The following is a 16,654-nucleotide window of genomic DNA, read 5'->3' as shown; positions in this document are numbered from 1 at the left end:
ACGAGGCGGCGCGGCGCGTTCCGTCCGCCAAACCCGGATCGCCGCGAGACTAGCGGAACTCAAAATGGCGCGCTGTCAGGAAGTGTCAAAACCGCACGTTAGCGCAGCAGAGTTTGCGTCAGATCAAAGTGAGAACGCCGTAATTTTCGCGATGCGCCGCCCACGCGAGCGAATCGCGCACGTCGATCCACGGCGACGCGAGCCGATGGCGAACCGCAATATCGAAACGCGCCGCCGCGATGCGCGCGGCGGCGCGAAAACCGGCGTGCGCGTCACTGCCCTTGCGGCTGCGCGACGGGCGGCGTGTAGCTCGCGCTCGCGCCCGGCGTGTCGGGATCGGCGATGTCGGGGGTCGGCGTGGGCGCAAGCGACGGTTCCTGCGCCGGATACGACGGCGGCGCGGGCGGCGTGGACGGCGGCGCGCTCGCCGGACCGATGATCGGCGGCAAGCCCATGTCACGCGTCGCCGACGCGCCCGACGCACCCGACGGCACGCCGCCGCCGCTTTCCCACACTTCCGTGACCGAGGAAGCCGGCGCCGCCGGCGATGCGGGCTCGGGAGCGGAAGCCGGAGCCGGCACGCGCGGCGGCGCGTGATGGACCGGCGCGCTCGGCGGCGGCGCACTGTCGCGCTTGTGGAACAGCGCGTCGATCCATGCGCGCAGCTTGTCGCGGAACGTGTCGAACGTGCCTGGCGCAATTTCGGTGTCGAAGCGCGCACGCGGATCGACGAGGCGCGAGCGCAGCGCGCGCTGGAAGAAGTCGCCCACGATCGGCAACGCGCTGCGCGCGCCCTGGCCCCAGTAGTCGTCGAGCGTCACGCGGCCGTCGTCGAAACCGACCCACGCGCCCGCCACCAGTTGCGGGTCCATCAGAATGAACCAGCCGTCGGTGTTGCCTTGCGTGGTGCCGGTCTTGCCCGCCACGTCCGCGCGAATGCCGAAACGCGAACGAATGCTCGCGCCGGTGCCGCGATTCACCACGTCGCGCATGGTGTCGAGCAGCGTGCGATCCGCCGCCGCCGAAAGCGCGCGCTGCGGCGATGCATCGGCGAATTCGGCGAGCACCTCGCCTTTGCGGTTTTCGATGCGCGTCACCATGCGCGGCTCGAGATACGAGCCGTCGTTGGCGATCGTGCTGTAGGCGGAAACCATTTCCTTCAGCGTGACCGGACTCGTACCGAGCGCGAGCGAGGGCACCGGATCGAGCTGGCTGTCGCGCACGCCCATCGCGCGCGCGAGATTCGCCACCTTGTCCGCGCCGACCGTCTGCACGAGTTGCGCCGTGATGCGGTTGCGCGAGTACGCGAGCGCGTCGCGCAACGTCATCGGGCGATTGCTGGGCGGCACGTCGTCGGTGGGCTTCCAGATTTCGCCGCCGCGCAGCGGAATTTCCACCGGTTGATCGACAAACGTGTCGGTCGGTTTCGCGCCCGCCGCGTAGGCCGCGCCGTAGACGAACGGCTTGAACGTCGAGCCGGGCTGACGGCGCGCCTGCTGAACGTGATCGAACGGTTCGTCGGTGAAATCGCGGCTGCCGACCCACGCCTTGATCTGGCCGTTGCGCGGGTCGATGGCGAGAAAGCCCGCCTGCACTTCCGTCTTGTCCTTGCACAGATCGCGCATGAACGCGCGGTCGGCGGCAAGCTGCTTGAGCGCATCGGCGTCGCTTGCGCCCGCGTCGTGCGCGCGCTTGTAGTCGGGCGTTTCGCGCATGAACGTGGCGAACAGATCGTTGCTCGCCACGCAGCCGTTGCGCCCGCTCCACGCGCCGTTCGCCACGCCTTGCAGTTGCGCCGCGTGCTGACGCAGCGCCGCCGTCGCCATCGCCTGAAGCCGCGAGTCGATCGTCGTACGCACGACGAGGCCGTCGGAATAGATGTTGTAGTCGTTGCGGTCGGCCCACGAAATCAGCCATTTGCGCAGTTGCAGCGCGAAATGCGGCGCGGGTCCGGGCGCTTCGGTCTGCCGCTCGAAGTCGAGGCGCAAGGGCTTTTTCGAAAGCGTCGCGAACTGCGCCTCGCTGAGCTTGCCGTACTTCACCATCTGGCCGAGCACGGTGTTGCGGCGCGCGAGCGCGCGCTCGGGATTGATCACCGGATTGTAGTAGGCGTTGCCCTTCAGCATGCCCGTGAGCGTGGCGCTTTGCAGAATGTCGAGCTGATCCGCCGAAACGCCGAAATACGTGCGCGCCGCCATCTCGATGCCGTAAGCGTTGTAGAGAAACGGCACCGTGTTCAGATACGTTTCGAGAATCTGCGGCTTGCTGTAGACGGCCTCGATCTTGAACGCCGTGATCGCTTCCTTGAGCTTGCGCGTGAGCGTGGGCGCGCGGCCGATTTCGTCGGGATACAGATTGCGCGCGAGTTGCTGCGTGATGGTCGAGCCGCCCTGCCGGTCGCCCGAGAACGTGTGCAGCGCCGCGCCCGCCGTGCGCTTGAAGTCGATGCCGTGATGCTCGTAGAAGCGGTGATCTTCGGTGGAAATCAGCGCGTCGACCATGTGCGGCGAGATTTGCGCGAGCGGCACCCATTCGCGGTTCGAGGGCTTGAACTCGGCGAGCAGCTTGCCGTCGGCGGAAAGGATTTGCGCCGGCTCGTCCACGCGCGCCTTGCGAATGTCGCCGATGCCCGGCGTGAACGGGATCAGCACGATCGTGTAGAGCAGCAGCAGCGCGGGCAGCGCCGCGACGGCAAGCAGCACGCCGCGCAACGTCGGATGCCGGACGCGATGGAACGCGCGCGCGAGCAAGGGACGAAGCCATTGCCTGACGAACCGACCGGCGAGCGGGCCTGAAAGCGCGCAAAGCCGCGCGGCGGCGGACTTGAGGCGGGCGAACAACATCGCGATTCGATCGCGGATCAACGGCACGTAACGCTTCACGTGGGCAGGTCGGGTCGGCTGGCAAAGCGTGCATCGTACCAAACTCGCCGGGCGCGGCTTTCTTTCCGCCGACGTTTTGTCTTACCTGCGCCTGATCCCGGCATCGACAAATTATGACGCGAGAATGAATTTATCCTTCTCGAATACGGAAGAATCCTCTCCACGCACAGCCGATTTTCTGACGGCGCGCGCTCCTTACACTCCTGTCGCTGTCGATAACCCACGCTTCAGGAGCTTTTCATGAACCCCACTAAAACGCTCGCCGCCGTGCTCGGCGCCATCGGCTTCGTCGGCGCGAGCGCCGCGCACGCGCAAAGCTCGGTCACGCTGTACGGCTTGATCGACGCCGGCATCATGTACACGAACAACGCCTCGGGCCACGCGCTCTGGCAAGCGACGAGCGGCAACATCAACGGCAGCCGCTTCGGCGTGCGCGGCAGCGAGGATCTGGGCGGCGGCCTGCATGCGGTATTCGTGCTCGAAAACGGCTTCAACGTGGAAAACGGCAAGACCGGCCAGGACGGCCGCATGTTCGGCCGCCAGGCTTATGCGGGCCTCGCGAGCGACACGCTCGGCGCGCTCACGATGGGCCGCCAGTACGACTCGCTCGTGGATTTCGTCGCACCGCTTTCGGCCACGGCGGGCACTTTCGGCGACGCCGGTTTCGCGCATCCGTTCGACAACGACAACCTCAATCACTCGCTGCGCATCAGCAATGCGGTGAAATTCACGAGCAACACGTATGGCGGCCTGAAATTCGGCGCGCTCTATGCGTTCTCGAATCAAGCCGACTTTTCCGCGAATCGCGCGTACAGCTTCGGCGCGAGCTACAACCACGGACCGCTCGCGATCGCGGCGGGCTATCTGCAATTGAACGGCACGCAAGGCGCGGGCGCGGGCAGCGCGGGCGCCGTGGATCTCGCCGAATCGACGGCCAACGGCAAGGGCGGCTTCGCGCTCGGCGCGGCGCGTTTGCGTTCGTTCGGCGGCGGCATCAACTATGCGTTCGGACCGGCCACGGCGGGCTTCGTGTTCACACGCAGCGAGTACGCGGGCACGAGCGCGTTCGGCTCGCGCAACGGCGACATGAGCTTCAACAACTACGAAGTGAACGGCAAATACTCGTTGAATCCGGCGTGGAGCGTGGGCCTCGCCTACACCTTCACCGACGCGCACGTGGACCGCACGACCACGTACGGCGCCGATCCGAAGTGGCAGCAAGTGGACGCGCAGGTGGTGTACAAACTTTCGAAGCGCACCGACGTGTACGGCGAAGCGATGTATCAGCACGCTTCGGGGCATGACTACGTGGCGTTTATCAATACGGCGGGCGGGGCGTCTTCAACGGCGAATCAGGTCGTGGGAACGGTGGGAATGCGCGCGCGTTTTTGAGGGTGAGCGATTGCGCGTGATCCAAGTCCATGAGCTGGATTCGGCGCGCTCCAGTCAAGGAGTTTCCGGCGGCTGCGGCCGCCTTTTTACTGGCGATTCCGATTGATTCGTTCGGGCAAGCGCCGATGTCGCACGAGCGGCCTCACCAGATCACCGAAACCGCAATCGAAACCCAAACCGCCACGACGCCCACCAGAAACGCCCGCCGCGCGAGCATCAGGCGCGATTCGTCGTCGGCTTTGGCGGGCGAGGTGGCGATCCACGGAACGCTGCCGAGGCACGCGAAACCCAGCAGCGCGAGCGCCACCACCACCACGTCGCTCACATGCCACGCCGAGGACTCGTGCAGCCCCCAGTAGCCGAGAAAGATCATGCCGACCGAAAACATCGTCGCGGCGGCCGAACTGAGCGCCGCCACCGATCCCGCCGGAGATTGCATGGAAGGCCTCCCGCGCGCCACGCGCTGTCGGGCCATTATCGGCGCATGCGCGGGGAGCGGCAACGCCGCCGCAGCATGGGCTCACGAGCCGCCGCGCGCCGAAAGCCGCCGCCGCGCGCCGCGTCAGGCGCCCGGGCGCACCATCTGGAACATCTCGCCGATCTGCGCGTAGTCGGCGCGATAACCGGCGCGCATCACCGGCTGCGCCGCGTGCGTGTCGAACAGGCCGTCCTTCAGAAATTCCTCGCGGATATGCACGCCCACCACCTGGCCGAGCGCGAGCCAGTTGTTCATCGGCGTGCCGTCGAGCGATTTGATCCGCACCACTTGCAACAGCTTGCATTCGAGCGCCGCCGGCGCTTCGGCGACGTGCGGCACCGCGACGTTACGGCCCGGCGCGGGCGTGAGACCCGCGAGCGCGAATTCGTCGACGTCGGCGGCAACCGGCGCCGAGGTCTGGTTCATGTGCGTGGCAAGCGGCTTGGACGCGAGATTCCAGACGAATTCGCCCGTTGCCTCGATATTCGCGATGCTGTCCTTGCGCCCTTCACTGGAAAAGCCGATGACGGGCGGAAACGACGCGAACGCGCCAAAAAAGCTGTACGGCGCGAGATTGAGCACGCCGGTGCTCGCGCGGCTCGAAATCCAGCCGATCAGGCGCGGCGCGACGATCGCCTTGAACGGATCGTGAGGCAGGCCGTGGCCTTGAGCGGGATCGTAGAAGTAGGTGTCGGACATGGAAGAAGTGACGTAGCGTGATCTGGCGCAACACTATGACACGGCGCGGGCGCGGCTGCCGCCGAGTCCGCGCGCCATCGCGTCGTATTCACGCGCCGCAAATGCAACGAGGCCGGCTCCCTCTTGGGAACCGGCCTCGTCGAATCTTCCTGGCGGTCCGACCGGAAACGGAAAAGCGCGTTGCGCCGCACATGCGGCCGAAGCGCTTACGCTTCGATCAGTCGCGCGGCAAGCCGAACGGCGTGTATTGCGCGCGGCGCAGACGTTGCGCTTCGCGATGACGCGCTGCGTACGAGTAATCGGAATCCATCGGCAGATACGGCGATGCGAAGAGGTCGCTCACCTTTTGGAACAGGGCAAGGATCAAGCTCATGGCGACTCCCAGTTGACTGCTGGTTAAGGGTTTTCCCTAGGACATGGCGAATTATAGGGTTTTCCCTAGGCCAACACCAGCGCGTTGCAATAAAAAAGCTGCGACGCGCCGTCGCACGGGCGCGCGCGCAAGCGATGCGTTGCTGCAACGCAACACATCGCTTGCACGGATAAGGGGAAATCGGCGCTCAGCGCGCCGGCTTTTGCGCGTGGTGAGCGTTCTCGGCGCGGGCGGCGCGAGGGGCGCGGTGTGCGGCTGCCGGCTTGGCTGCCGGCTTGGCGGCGGGCCGGGTAGCCTTGGCGGCCGCCTTCGTGCGCGCCGGAGCGGGCCTTTCGGCGGGCGCCTCGGGGGCGGCTTCGACCGGCGCAACGCGCGCAGCCGCCGCAGCCGCGGCCTGCTCCGCCAGCCGCTGCGATACGCCTTCCAGCGCCGCATGCTCGCTCAGCACGAGCTGTTCGAGCCGCGCCGTTTCGGCGCGCGATTCGTTGGCAAAGCTGTCGAACCGCACCGACTGCGCAAGGCCGAAGCCGAGCGTCGCGATCACGGCCGCCACGGCGGCGGCGAGCGTCCACTTGAGCCGGCGCGCCGAAGCCGCCGCAACGCGCTGCTGGTCGGCGAGCGCGGCATGCAGCGCGTCGATGCGGCTCGCGAGCGTGGGCGGTTCGTCCGCCGGCGCGAATTGCGTGGACGCGGGGGCGGCGGCGAACAGCGTGGGCTCGACGCGTTGCGGCTCGATATCGCCGAATTCGGGCAGCGGCGGCGCGTCCAGCGGCGCGCTCGCGTCCTTGCCGCGCGGGGCGCGACGCGCGGGCGCGGGCGCGGCGTTCGTTTCCTCGTTCAAGGCACGTTCGTGCTCGGGCATCTCGAAACCGCTGAGCGTGCCCTGCCGCACGGGCGCCTCCGGTTCTAGCGGTTCGTGCGAGGGTAGCGATTCAGCCGATGCGGCGGGCGGCGCGTCCACTGACGTCGCCGCAGCCGCAGCCGCGGAAGCCGACAACAAGGCTTCGCGCGCCGCAATACCGGCGTCGGCGTCCGGCGTCAGCGGGTCGGCAATATCGGTAGCAACAACGGACGAATCAGACGATGCGCGACGCTTCCACGGCGCGCTGCGCTCGGGGCGCGAGGTGCTCAATGCGGTATCTGCGTAATCAGCCATGAATCCGAAGCCATGAATCAACGATGCGGTCCTCGCCGCGCGGGCCGGCCGGCCATCGCGCGACGTCCTTCTGCAACATCCTGCGTTCGAGCCCGCATTGTCGCATGCCATCATGGCCGCGCCGTCTCCGAATTCGGAATCGACCCGCGCCGCATCGTCTCGACGTTCGCCGTTCGCCGTTCGACGTTCAACCGTTCGACGTTCGCCGCTCAACCGTTCGCGCCGTCGCCGCGAAACTCCTTCACGCCCGGCAGCTTGCGCAGCGTGCCGCAAATCACCTCGTATTCCATCGACGACACGCGGCTCAGCGTGATCATCACTTCGTCGAGTTCCGGCGAATCGTCGCTTTGCTGCATCACGAACTGCTTCACGCGCGAGCTGGACGTGCCGAGCGCGTCGTGCAACGAGTGGAACGTGAGCGTGCCGCGCTCGACGAGCAGCGTGAACTGGCGCCGCTGCCGGAACGTGATGAAGCGCCGCTCGAGCGGCTTGATGCCCGCGAGAATGATGAGAATGATGATGGTCGCGGCGATTGCGGCCGTGTAGAGACCGCCGCCCACCGCAAGGCCCACGGCGGCCACCGACCAGAGGCTCGCCGCCGTCGTGAGGCCGCGCACGATCTCGCCGCGCAGCAGGATCGAGCCCGCGCCCAGGAAGCCGATGCCCGAGACCACCTGCGCGGCCATCCGCGAAGGGTCGAGCACGACGTGGTCGGCGGAAAGCACATCGGCGAAACCGAATGCCGAAACCAGCATGATGAGCGCCGATCCCACGCACACGAGCATATGCGTGCGCAGCCCGGCCGCCCACGAAAGCCGCTCGCGCTCGAAGCCGATCACGCTGCCAAGCGCGGCCGCCAGCACGAGCCGCGCAACGAGTTCCCAGTTTCCGATCATGGTTGCTCCTTGCCGTCGTCGGCGGTCGCCGCGAGAGCGGGCCGCCTGATTGATCGAGGTGACGCACGGCTCGGCGTGGCCAGGCGCGTAACGCAGAGCGTACAATCGCTGACCTCACCCCTCTTACCTGCCCGTTCCGATGAGCGCGATCACCCCCACACCGAGCGCGGCCGGCCTGCGCGAACATTTCGACCGCGTCGTGCTGCCGCTGTGGCGCGGCCCCGGTTTCAACGCCGCGCTGCGCCTGCCGTTCGAGGCACTCGACGCCAGCGGCGCGGCTACGCTGCCCGCCGCGCGCTATCGCGCAATGGCCTGCGCCCGCCAGCTTTTCGTGTTCTCGCAAGCAGGCGATGCAAACCATTGCCACACGCTGTTCGAAACGCTGCGCCACCATTTTCTGGACCGCGCGCACGGAGGATGGTTCTACAGCGTCGGCGCCGACGGCGCGCCGCTCGACACCACCAAAGACCTCTACACGCATGCGTTCGTCGTGTTCGCGTGCGCCGCCTACGGCCAGCGCTTCGGCGTGACGGAGGCGCTGGACGTGGCGCGCGAAACGTCGGCGCTCATCGTCGACCGCTTCAAGGCGCGCGACGGCCTGCTCCACGCCGCGCTCGACGTCTCGTTTGCAAACGCCGCCAGCGGGCTGCTGCAAAATCCGCTGATGCATCTGGTCGAAGCGTGGCTCGTGGCGAGCGAAGCCACCGGCGACACCGCGTTCGACACGGCCATCACGCGTCTCGTGGAAGCCGTCGCGCGCACGTTCCTGCACGCGCCCACGGGCTGTATCGCCGAATTGCCGATGGGCGATGCGGGCAACCGGCTGGAGCCGGGGCATCAGTTCGAATGGTTCTGGCTGGCTTCGCGCGCGGGCGCGCGGTTGGGCGACTCGGGCCTCGAGGAAGCGCTCGGGCGCGCGTTCGTCTTCGCACAGCAGCACGGGCTGGACCCGGCCACGGGCGGCGTGGCCGCCGCGCTCGACGAAAGCGGCCAGGTGATCGACGCGACCCAGCGCATCTGGGCGCAAACGGAATATTTGCGCGCGATCGCCACGCACGGCGAAAGCGCCGTGCGCGACCAGCTCGCGCCGCAGATCGCGCGCTTCGCGCCGCGTTTTCTCACGGCGCAAGGCTGGGTGGAATGCCGCGATGCGGCGGGCAACGTGGCGCGCGCCGACATGCCGTCGACCACGCCTTATCACCTGCTCACGGCCTACATGGGCATCGGCGTCTGAGCGGCGCCGCGGCTTCGGCGGCTGGCGCTCAGCTCGCCGCCAGCACCGCCGGCGAAATCTCGAACGCCGCCACGGCCTGCGCGAGCGCCTGCGTCTGCTGATGCAGCGAAGCCGCGGCGGCGGCGGCCTCCTCCACGAGCGCGGCGTTCTGCTGCGTCATCTGATCCATCTGCGAAACGGCCTGATTCACCTGGTCGATGCCGGTGCTTTGCTCCAGCGAGGACGCGCTGATGCCGGCCATCATCTGCGTGGCGCGCGAGATCGAATTCGACACTTCGCGCATCGCTTCGCCCGCGCGTTCCACGAGTTCCGAGCCGCCGCGAATCTGCGAAACCGATTCGCTGATGAGCGTCTTGATTTCCTTCGCCGACTGCGCGCTGCGCTGCGCGAGGCCGCGCACTTCGCCCGCCACGACCGCGAACCCGCGTCCCTGCTCGCCCGCGCGCGCCGCTTCCACGGCCGCGTTCAGCGCGAGAATGTTGGTCTGGAACGCGATGCCGTCGATCACGCCGATGATTTCCGCGATCTTGTCCGAGCTTTGCGCGATGCCGCGCATGCGCTCCACGACTTCGCCCACCACGGCGCCGCCGCGCGCGGTCGCGTCGAGCGCGGCTTCGGCGAGCGAATTCGCTTCGCGCGCGTTTTCGGCCGTGTTGCGCACGGTGCCGGTCAGCTCCTCCATGCTCGCGGCCGTTTCTTCGAGCGAGGCCGCTTGCGATTCCGTGCGCGCCGAAAGGTCGGCGTTGCCGGTGGCGATTTCGTCGGCGCCCACATGAATCGAGCCGGCCGTTTCGCGCACCGTGTGGACCGTGCGCGCGAGGCTCGACTGCATCAGCGCGAGACCCTGGAACAGGCGGCCGATTTCGTTGTTGCCGCGCGCGCTCACGCGCTCGTCAAGGCGGCCCCGCGCGATGCGCTCGAAGTGGCGCCCCGCTTCCTCGAGCGGTTCGACGAGGCCACGGCGCAGCGAGACATGCACGCCCGCGACCAGCGCGATCAGCACGATCAGAATCACGGCGCCCACGCCCTCGAACACCGCGAGACGCGAGTCGATCGACTGAAGCGAAGCATGGCTCGTCGCGGCGTTGAACTGCGCGAAATTGTGCAATTCGGCGAGATAAGCGTCCTGATACGACTGCGTGGGCTGGTCGAGAAACGCTTGCAGATTGTTGCTGTTGAGATCGTCGACGAGTTCGCCGAGCGCCTTGCGCAGCACCTGGTAGCGCTGCGCGAGTGCGGCCACGCGTTCGCGGTTGTCGTCGTTGATCGGCGGCACGTCCATCAGTTCGGCGAACGAGCGGTCGGCCAGGCTGAGCTGATCGCGCGCGTGGTTGACCATTTCGGTGGGCACGGCGCCGCCGCGCACCATGCGCGTGCCGGCGCGCGACAGGTTGATGCGCGCGTCCATCAACTGCTGGGTGATGACGTCGGCGGCGCTCGCCTGACGCAGCGCCACTTTCGACAGCGCGGCCACGTCGTCGTGGCTGCGCGTGAGCGACCAGAAACCAAGTCCTTCGGTCACGAGCTGCAATACGCAAAACGCGACGAGAACGCACAACAGGCCGGATGCGACCTTGATCTTGCTGAACATCGGGAACCCTGGGATAGCAGTGAATTGAGCGCGGCCCCGCGCATGTGATCGCTCGGGCCCGCACTGCGGTTTACGGCTACGCAAACGTTGTTTTGAGGTGCGGCACACGAAAAAAGCGGAAAAAAGCGGAAAAAAGCGCGCGAAAAACAGCGCCGGATCGTTTCGGGAATATTCGCGCGCCGATTTCGCGCAATTCCCGCAACAATCCTCTCGGCGGCGCTCCGGCGATTCACCTTGACGCCGCCGGAAAGCTTCCTAGAGTGGTTGGGACACCACGCGGGCGTTGGCCCAGGGAATTCGACAATGACGGATCTCGCGGATCGCGCGCGCGGCGCGCTGCATGCTCAACCGTTCAGCATGCTGCTAGGCACGGAACTCACGCACGTCGGCGCCGGCGAACTCACGCTGCGGCTGCCTGTGCGCGAGGAGCTGAAGCAACAGCACGGCTTCGTACACGGCGGCGTCGTCAGTTATCTCGCCGACAACGCGCTCACGTTCGCGGGCGCGCTCGCGCTCGGGCCGCGCGTGGTCACGGCCGAATACAAGATCAACTATTTGCGGCCGGCGCTTACCGGCACGCTGATGGCGCGGGCGCGCGTGGTACACGCGGGGCGCCAGCAGGCGACCTGCCAATGCAGCGTGTATGTGATGGAAAACGGCGACGAGCGGCTGATCGCGATCGCGCAAGGCACCGTGAGCCGCATGGGCGAAGGGAAAAATCTCGACGACTGATTGACGGCGGCGCAACATACCGCGCGCGAGGCGAAACCGGCGTTGACCGGCCCCGCTTCGCGCGCTTTATCGGCGACGCCGCGCTTATTCCGCCGCGCGCGTCTTCTGCGTCTGCTCGCCGAGCCCTTCGATGCCGAGCCGCACCGTCTGCCCCGCCTTCAGATACACCGGCGAAGGCTTCACGCCCATGCCCACGCCCGGCGGCGTGCCCGTGGAAATCACGTCGCCCGGCTGGAGGCTCATGCACTGCGAGAGATACGACACGAGCTTCGCGACCGTGAAGATCATCGTGCGCGTGCTGCCGTTCTGGTAGCGATGACCGTCCACTTCGAGCCACATCGAAAGATTCTGCGGATCGGGCACCTCGTCGCGCGTAACGAGCCACGGGCCGGTCGGGCCGAACGTGTCGAAGCCCTTGCCCTTGTCCCACTGGCCGCCGCGCTCGATCTGCCATTCGCGCTCGGACACGTCGTTGATGACGCAGTAACCCGCCACGTAGTCGAGCGCCTCGGCTTCGCTCACGTTCTTCGCGTACTTGCCGATCACCACGCCCAGTTCGACTTCCCAGTCGGTTTTCTTCGAGCCGCGCGGAATTTCGATGTCGTCGTTCGGGCCGACAATCGCGCTCGTCCACTTGTTGAACACGACCGGCTCCGCGGGCACCGGCATGCCGGATTCGGCCGCGTGATCGGCGTAATTCAGGCCGATGCACACCATCTTGCCGATCTGGCCCACGCACGGCCCGATGCGCGGATTGTCCCCGACGAGCGGCAGCGTTTCGGGGTCGATCGAGCGCAGTTGCGCGAGGCCGGCGTCGGAAAGCACGTCGCCCGCGATATCGGCCACGGCGCCCGAAAGCGCGCGAATGCCGCCTTGCGCGTCGAGCAGACCCGGTTTTTCGTGGCCCTTCGGGCCATAGCGAAGCAGTTTCATCGTCTCAAGTTCCTTATGTACGGAATGTCTGCGAACCGACCAACTAGTTAGACCAGCCGCCGTCGATCACATGCGCCTGGCCGGTGGTGAACGACGCTTCGTCCGAAGCGAGATAAAGCGCGAGCGCCGCGATTTCTTCGGGCCGACCCACGCGCCCCATCGGCTGACGCGCGACGAACGCCGCACGCGCTGCATCCACGCTCGTGCCTTGCGCCGCCGCTTGCGCGGCGATGCGTTCTTCCAGCGACGGCGAATTCACGGTGCCGGGACAAATCGCGTTGCAGCGCACGCCGCGCGTGACGAAATCGGCGGCGACCGCCTTGGTCAACCCTATCACAGCGGCCTTCGAAGCGCCGTAGACGAAGCGGTTCGGCACGCCCTTCACGCTCGAAGCCGCCGACGACATATTGATGATCGAGCCGCCGCCCGCTTCCAGCATCGCGGGCAAGAACGCGCGAATCGTGCGGTACATCGCCTTCGCATTCAGGTCGAACGCGAAGTCCCAATCTTCCTCGCTCGCCTCCAGAATCGAGCCCGCATGCACGAAGCCCGCGCAATTGAACAGCACGTCGATGGCGCCCAGTTCCTTCGCGAGCGCCTGCACGGCGGCATTGTCGAGCACGTCGAGCTTGCGGGCCTCCACCTGGCCGCCCAGCGCGGCCAGCGAGTCGACGCGGATGTCCGTCGCGATCACGCGTGCGCCTTCGCGCGCGAACAACCCGGCGGTGGCGTAGCCGATGCCTTGGCCCGCCGCGGTGATCAAGGCCGTCTTGCCGGCCAGTCTTTGTACCATCTGCCACTCCGGTTGGAAGCGCGGCGCGGCGATACCCGGTATTGCAGTAAGCGCCTCATGCCGCGTTGAAAGGAAAAAGCCAGCGGAAGACGTCACGACGATGCAGCCCGACATTATGGCGACGCCCACGCGTTGCGTGGCGTTCGCCAGGCGTTGTCTAACCGGCTGGACCGGCGTCCACGCTAACCGACCCGCATTCGTTCACGCCGATCCGTGCGTTGATCCATGCCTTGAGCCATGCATTGACCCACGCGTCAATCCATTCGAGCCAGCCGATAAAAACGCGCCGCGTTGCCGCCGAACACCGCCGCGCGTTCCTCGTCCGTCAACGGCGCGAGCAAACGCTGCGCGCACGCGTGCCAGCGCGCGTAATCGCCGTTGAGATTCAGCACGGGCCAGTCGCTGCCCCACATCACGCGCCGCGCGCCGAAGCTCGCGAGCAGATGCGCGACCCACGGCGCGAGCGTGGCGTCGCTCCAACCCGGCGCGGCTTCGGTCGCAAGGCCCGAAAGCTTGCAATGCACTTGCGCAAACCGCGCGAGCCGCGCAATCGCCTGGAACCACGCGGGATCGACGGCCTCGTGTCGCGCGCCATCGGCAATCGGCGGCTTCGCGCCATGGTCGATCACCACGCGCAACGCGGGATGCCGCGCGAGAAAGGCGGCGAGCGCATTCGCATGGCGCGTGAAAACGAGCGCGTCGAAAGCGAGGTCGTGCGCGATCAGTGCATCGACGGCGCGCGCCGTGTTCGCGGTCGCGATCCAGTCGTCGTCGGGCAAGTCTTGCAGCATCGGCCGCACGCCGCGCAACTTCGGTTCGCGCGCGAGTTCGGCAATCAACGTTGCGGCGTGCGGATCGTCGAGCGGCACCCAGCCCACGACGCCCGCGATCGAATCGTCGTGGCGCGCGAGATCGAGCAGGTAACGCGTTTCGTCGACAGTCGGCGCGGCCTGCACGACCACCGTGCGCTGAACGCCGCACGCGGCGCGCAACGGCGCGAGATCGGCGGGAGCAAACGTGCGGTAGAGCGCGGTCATTTGCGGCGTGAGCCAGCCATAGTCGCCGCGCGCGGGGTTCCAGTAATGCTGATGAGCGTCGACGGCAATCACGATCGGCAGGTTCATCTCACACCTGCGGCAACGGCGCGCGCGAATCGACGAGACCGTTGTCGCGCAACGCAAGCCACAAGTCGCGCGGCAACGCGGTTTCGAACGACGCCACGTTCTCGCGCACTTCGGCCGCGCTGCGCGCGCCGTTGAGCACCGTGGCCACAACCGGGTGCGCATAGGGAAACTGCAACGCGGCGGCCGCGAGCGGCGCATCGTGCGCGCGGCACACGGCTTCGAGATGCGCGACGCGATCGACGACGTCGCGCGGCGCATCGCCGTAATTGAACCTGAGATCGCCGAGCAAACCGCGCGCGAGAATGCCCGAATTGAACGCGCCGCCCAGCAGAATGCTCACGCCTTTCTTCTCGCATTCGGGCAATAGATCGTCGAGCGGCGCTTGCTCCAGCAGCGTGTAACGGCCCGCGAGCAAGGCGCAGTCGATATCGAACTCGCGCATCGCTTCGCGTATCACTTCGCGCTCGTTCACGCCAAACCCGATCGCCTTGATCGCGCCCGCCGCGCGCAATTCGTCGAGCGCGCGAAAGCCGCCGCCTTCGCCGAGCTGGCGCCAGTAATGCGTATTGCGATCGCCATGCGTAACGCGGCCGATATCGTGTACGAGCAACATGTCGATATCGACGATGCCAAGCCGCATCTGGCTGTCCTCGAACGAACGCAGAATGCCGTCGCGCGTGTAGTCGTAAATCGCCTCGAACGGCAGGGGATCTTGCCAGCCTTCGCTGCCGTCGTAGGGATGCGTGCGCGGCACGAAGCGGCGCCCCACTTTGGTCGAGAGCACGTATTCGTTGCGCGGATAACGGCGCAGCGCCGCGCCCAGCCGATGCTCGGCCTTCGTATGACCGTAATGCGGCGCGGTGTCGAAATAGCGGATGCCCGCTTGCCATGCGGCGTCGACCGTGGCTTGCGCCTCTTCTTCGCTGAGATCGCGATAAAGGCCGCCGAGCGGCGCGGTGCCTAGACTCAACGCCGTCACTTCCAGCGCCGTGCGGCCGACGCGGCGCTTTTGCGTTACCTTCGGATGGGGCTGCATCTGCTCGCTCCGGCTCAGTGCGGCGCTGCTTCGACAATCGGCAAGCGCGCGCTCGCGGGCAGGCAAGCGGGACCGACCGGCTCGAATGTCTTGTACGTAAGAATGAATTCCTGATGCCCTAATTCTTCGGACTTCGAACGAATTCCGCGCGCGACTTCCAGCGTGCGCGCGAACACCTCGCTGCCCACTTCGTCGAGCGTGGCGCGGCCTTCGAGTATGCGGCCCGCGTCCACGTCCATGTCGCCGGACAGATTGCGGTAGGTAACGGGATTCGCGCACACCTTGATTACGGGCGCGAGCGCCGACCCGACCACGGAGCCGCGCCCTGTCGTGAACAGGATCACATGCGCGCCGCACGCAATGAGTTCCGCGATTTCGGCGTTGTCGCTAATGTTTGGGAATCCGAAACGAGGTTCGCCGTCGGGCACCACGTCGAGCAGATACAAGCCGCCGGTCGGCGGCACGTCGCCGGGCTTCACGATGCCCACGATCGGCGAAGCACCGCTTTTGGCATAGGCGCCCAGCGACTTTTCTTCCTGGGTGGTGAGGCCGCCGTCGGCATTGCCCACGGCGAACGAACCGTGCCCGAGGATCGAATAGTAACGCGCGGCCTTGGCCACGCACTTGACGATTTCCGCGCCCAGTTCCGGCCGTGCCGCGCGGCTTTCCATATGGAATTCGCAGCCCACGAGTTCGCCGGTTTCTTCGAAGATGCAGGCGGCGCCCGCGTCGATCAGCTTGTCGAACGCGCGGCCCACCGCCGGGTTCGCCGTGATGCCGCTCGTGCCGTCCGAGCCGCCGCAAATCGTGCCGACCACGAGTTCGTCCAGGCGCATCGGCACCTTCTTTTGTTGTGCGAGTTGCGTGCGCGCCTCGCGCACCCAATCCACGCCATATTGAATCGTGCTGCGCGTGCCGCCTTTTTCCTGAATCGTTAGCACTTCTACGGGCCGGCCGCTCGCGCGCACCTGATCGACGAGATAATGCTTGTTCATGCTTTCGCAGCCGAGCGAAACGAACAGCACCGCGCCCACGTTCGGGTGCGTGGCGAGTTGCGTCATCATTTTTTCGGCGTAGCTGTTGGGAAAACAACCGGGAAAGCCGATCAAATGCACGGGCGGCTCGCGGGGCGCCTCGCCATCGCCGAAAATATCGGATGGCACGCGGAAATGCGCGACGATTTCGCGCGCCACATGATGCGCGCATTCGACGAGATAGGCCACCGCAACCACGTTGCGGATGCCCTTGCGGCCGTCGTTGCGCAACCAGCCTTCGAGCATGGGCGCATCGGTCGGCAATGAAGTGACGTTGCTTGAAGTCATGACGTGAATCCTG

The 16,654-nt window shown here is 66.6% G+C and carries 15 protein-coding genes; 3 read left to right on the top strand and 12 right to left on the bottom strand.

The annotated features are described in order from the left end of the window. Positions 1–272: 272 nt before the first annotated feature. Complete coding sequence (locus tag U5805_RS16580; RefSeq protein WP_415914617.1) at positions 273–2,924, bottom strand: penicillin-binding protein 1A; 2,652 nt, start codon at positions 2,922–2,924, stop codon at positions 273–275. A 198-nt stretch (positions 2,925–3,122) separates the two neighbouring features. Here U5805_RS16580 and U5805_RS16575 point away from each other — a divergent pair, with 198 nt between their 5' ends. Beyond that, entirely contained in the window at positions 3,123–4,274 is a 1,152-nt protein-coding gene (locus tag U5805_RS16575) for a porin (protein WP_322104572.1), read from the top strand. A 142-nt stretch (positions 4,275–4,416) separates the two neighbouring features. Here the strand turns inward: U5805_RS16575 and U5805_RS16570 are convergent, their stop codons facing one another. The 5 genes from U5805_RS16570 to U5805_RS16550 form a co-directional block, all read right to left on the bottom strand. Then, a complete protein-coding gene (locus tag U5805_RS16570; protein ID WP_322104571.1) occupies positions 4,417–4,713 on the bottom strand; it encodes a hypothetical protein in 297 nt (98 codons plus the stop codon). A 123-nt stretch (positions 4,714–4,836) separates the two neighbouring features. After that, positions 4,837–5,451 (bottom strand): flavin reductase family protein, encoded by a 615-nt coding sequence (locus U5805_RS16565; protein WP_322104570.1) that lies wholly within the window; start codon positions 5,449–5,451, stop codon positions 4,837–4,839. Between the two features lie 217 nt (positions 5,452–5,668). Next, entirely contained in the window at positions 5,669–5,824 is a 156-nt protein-coding gene (locus tag U5805_RS16560; RefSeq protein ID WP_322104569.1) for a hypothetical protein, read from the bottom strand. A 187-nt stretch (positions 5,825–6,011) separates the two neighbouring features. Further along, positions 6,012–6,980, bottom strand: coding sequence for a hypothetical protein (locus tag U5805_RS16555; RefSeq protein ID WP_322104568.1), 969 nt, complete (start codon positions 6,978–6,980; stop codon positions 6,012–6,014). A gap of 209 nt (positions 6,981–7,189) precedes the next feature. Then, on the bottom strand, positions 7,190–7,876 hold the full coding sequence (locus U5805_RS16550) for an MgtC/SapB family protein (protein ID WP_322104567.1): 687 nt from the start codon (positions 7,874–7,876) through the stop codon (positions 7,190–7,192). 139 nt (positions 7,877–8,015) lie between these two features. Between U5805_RS16550 and U5805_RS16545 the strand changes: the two genes are divergently transcribed. After that, a complete protein-coding gene (locus U5805_RS16545; RefSeq protein WP_322104566.1) occupies positions 8,016–9,110 on the top strand; it encodes an AGE family epimerase/isomerase in 1,095 nt (364 codons plus the stop codon). A 28-nt stretch (positions 9,111–9,138) separates the two neighbouring features. Here U5805_RS16545 and U5805_RS16540 read toward each other — a convergent pair whose 3' ends face one another. Then, positions 9,139–10,701, bottom strand: coding sequence for a methyl-accepting chemotaxis protein (locus U5805_RS16540; protein WP_322104565.1), 1,563 nt, complete (start codon positions 10,699–10,701; stop codon positions 9,139–9,141). Positions 10,702–11,004: 303 nt separating this feature from the next. Here U5805_RS16540 and U5805_RS16535 point away from each other — a divergent pair, with 303 nt between their 5' ends. Continuing rightward, a complete protein-coding gene (locus tag U5805_RS16535) occupies positions 11,005–11,433 on the top strand; it encodes a PaaI family thioesterase (RefSeq protein WP_322104564.1) in 429 nt (142 codons plus the stop codon). Between the two features lie 84 nt (positions 11,434–11,517). Here the strand turns inward: U5805_RS16535 and U5805_RS16530 are convergent, their stop codons facing one another. From U5805_RS16530 to U5805_RS16510, 5 genes are all read right to left on the bottom strand, one after another. Then, complete coding sequence (locus U5805_RS16530; RefSeq protein ID WP_322104563.1) at positions 11,518–12,366, bottom strand: ureidoglycolate lyase; 849 nt, start codon at positions 12,364–12,366, stop codon at positions 11,518–11,520. Between the two features lie 43 nt (positions 12,367–12,409). Next, complete coding sequence (locus tag U5805_RS16525; RefSeq protein WP_322104562.1) at positions 12,410–13,159, bottom strand: SDR family oxidoreductase; 750 nt, start codon at positions 13,157–13,159, stop codon at positions 12,410–12,412. A gap of 254 nt (positions 13,160–13,413) precedes the next feature. Continuing rightward, complete coding sequence (locus U5805_RS16520) at positions 13,414–14,265, bottom strand: amidohydrolase family protein (protein ID WP_322104654.1); 852 nt, start codon at positions 14,263–14,265, stop codon at positions 13,414–13,416. A 19-nt stretch (positions 14,266–14,284) separates the two neighbouring features. After that, the gene (locus U5805_RS16515) at positions 14,285–15,319 is read right to left on the bottom strand and encodes an aldo/keto reductase (protein ID WP_322104561.1); all 1,035 of its coding nucleotides are present in this window, start codon (positions 15,317–15,319) and stop codon (positions 14,285–14,287) included. A gap of 14 nt (positions 15,320–15,333) precedes the next feature. Further along, complete coding sequence (locus U5805_RS16510; RefSeq protein WP_322104560.1) at positions 15,334–16,641, bottom strand: UxaA family hydrolase; 1,308 nt, start codon at positions 16,639–16,641, stop codon at positions 15,334–15,336. Positions 16,642–16,654 lie beyond the last annotated feature (13 nt).

It is taken from the genome of Paraburkholderia sp. J41 (genome assembly GCF_905220235.1).
GTDB lineage: Bacteria > Pseudomonadota > Gammaproteobacteria > Burkholderiales > Burkholderiaceae > Paraburkholderia.
Note: the sequence above shows the minus strand (reverse complement) of the source record. Positions and strands in the feature narration are given on the sequence as shown.

Coding starts and splice junctions, on each gene's coding strand:
- U5805_RS16575 (WP_322104572.1), top strand. CDS start 3,123: ATGAACCCCACTAAAACGCTCGCCGCCGTGCTCGGCGCCATCGGCTTC.
- U5805_RS16570 (WP_322104571.1), bottom strand. CDS start 4,713: ATGCAATCTCCGGCGGGATCGGTGGCGGCGCTCAGTTCGGCCGCCGCG.
- U5805_RS16565 (WP_322104570.1), bottom strand. CDS start 5,451: ATGTCCGACACCTACTTCTACGATCCCGCTCAAGGCCACGGCCTGCCT.
- U5805_RS16560 (WP_322104569.1), bottom strand. CDS start 5,824: ATGAGCTTGATCCTTGCCCTGTTCCAAAAGGTGAGCGACCTCTTCGCA.
- U5805_RS16555 (WP_322104568.1), bottom strand. CDS start 6,980: ATGGCTGATTACGCAGATACCGCATTGAGCACCTCGCGCCCCGAGCGC.
- U5805_RS16550 (WP_322104567.1), bottom strand. CDS start 7,876: ATGATCGGAAACTGGGAACTCGTTGCGCGGCTCGTGCTGGCGGCCGCG.
- U5805_RS16545 (WP_322104566.1), top strand. CDS start 8,016: ATGAGCGCGATCACCCCCACACCGAGCGCGGCCGGCCTGCGCGAACAT.
- U5805_RS16540 (WP_322104565.1), bottom strand. CDS start 10,701: ATGTTCAGCAAGATCAAGGTCGCATCCGGCCTGTTGTGCGTTCTCGTC.
- U5805_RS16535 (WP_322104564.1), top strand. CDS start 11,005: ATGACGGATCTCGCGGATCGCGCGCGCGGCGCGCTGCATGCTCAACCG.
- U5805_RS16530 (WP_322104563.1), bottom strand. CDS start 12,366: ATGAAACTGCTTCGCTATGGCCCGAAGGGCCACGAAAAACCGGGTCTG.
- U5805_RS16525 (WP_322104562.1), bottom strand. CDS start 13,159: ATGGTACAAAGACTGGCCGGCAAGACGGCCTTGATCACCGCGGCGGGC.
- U5805_RS16515 (WP_322104561.1), bottom strand. CDS start 15,319: ATGCAGCCCCATCCGAAGGTAACGCAAAAGCGCCGCGTCGGCCGCACG.
- U5805_RS16510 (WP_322104560.1), bottom strand. CDS start 16,641: ATGACTTCAAGCAACGTCACTTCATTGCCGACCGATGCGCCCATGCTC.